The organism is Flavobacterium glycogeni, from assembly GCF_048286775.1.
Lineage (GTDB): Bacteria > Bacteroidota > Bacteroidia > Flavobacteriales > Flavobacteriaceae > Flavobacterium.
In genome coordinates this window covers 1-1,297 of the sequence record NZ_JBLVPV010000070.1, presented here as the reverse complement: position 1 = coordinate 1,297, position 1,297 = coordinate 1, and the positions used below count along the sequence as shown (strand labels likewise).

The window sequence follows — 1,297 nt, the reverse complement described above, 5'->3', positions numbered from 1 at the left end:
TGTTGCGGGAAGTTGTGCCAATACAGGAACGTACACCAACACTTGGGTTGCCAATGATGTATGCTCGAATACCAGTGCTACTTTCACTCAGGTGATCACCATCGAAGACACTACTGTGCCAAGCTGGACTACGGCGGCTACGGCCTTAAACTCAACCATACAATGCAGCGATGCTGCGGCCATCACCGCTGCACAAGCCTTGGCTCCGGTGGCTACTGATAATTGTGGTACGGTTTCGTACACTAAAACAGCAGGATTGTTTGTTGCGGGAAGTTGTGCCAATTCAGGAACGTACACCAACACTTGGGTTGCCAATGATGTATGCTCGAATACCAGTGCTACTTTCACTCAGGTGATCACCATCGAAGACACTACTGTGCCAAGCTGGACTACGGCGGCTACGGCCTTAAACTCAACCATACAATGCAGCGATGCTGCGGCCATCACCGCTGCACAGGCATTAGCTCCGGTGGCTACTGATAATTGTGGTACGGTTTCTTACACTAAAACATCGGGATTGTTTGTTGCGGGAAGTTGTGCCAATACAGGAACGTACACCAACACTTGGGTTGCCAATGATGTATGTTCGAATACCAGTGCTACTTTCACTCAGGTGATCACCATCGAAGACACTACTGTGCCAAGCTGGACTACCGCTGCTACGGCCTTAAACTCAACCATACAATGCAGCGATGCTGCGGCCATCACCGCTGCACAGGCATTAGCTCCGGTGGCTATTGATAATTGTGGTACGGTTTCGTATACAAAAACAGCAGGATTGTTTGTTGCGGGAAGTTGTGCCAATTCAGGAACGTACACCAACACTTGGGTTGCCAATGATGTATGTTCGAATCCAAGCACCACTTTCACTCAGGTGATCACCATCGAAGACACTACTGTGCCAAGCTGGACTACCGCTGCTGCCGCCTTAAACTCAACCATACAATGCAGCGATGCTGCGGCCATCACCGCTGCACAAGCCTTGGCTCCGGTGGCTACTGATAATTGTGGTACGGTTTCGTACACTAAAACAGCAGGATTGTTTGTTGCGGGAAGTTGTGCCAATACAGGAACGTACACCAACACTTGGGTTGCCAATGATGTATGCTCGAATACCAGTGCTACTTTCACTCAGGTGATCACCATCGAAGACACTACTGTGCCAAGCTGGACTACGGCGGCTACGGCCTTAAACTCAACCATACAATGCAGCGATGCTGCGGCCATCACCGCTGCACAAGCCTTGGCTCCGGTGGCTATTGATAATTGTGGTACGGTTTCTTACACTAAAACAGCA

General features: G+C 50.0%; 1 protein-coding gene. It reads left to right on the top strand.

All coding sequences use genetic code 11. From position 1 onward, the window contains the following. The coding region (locus ACNQGX_RS18310; protein ID WP_417978747.1) for an Ig-like domain-containing protein at positions 1-1,297 on the top strand (1,297 nt) is incomplete at both ends.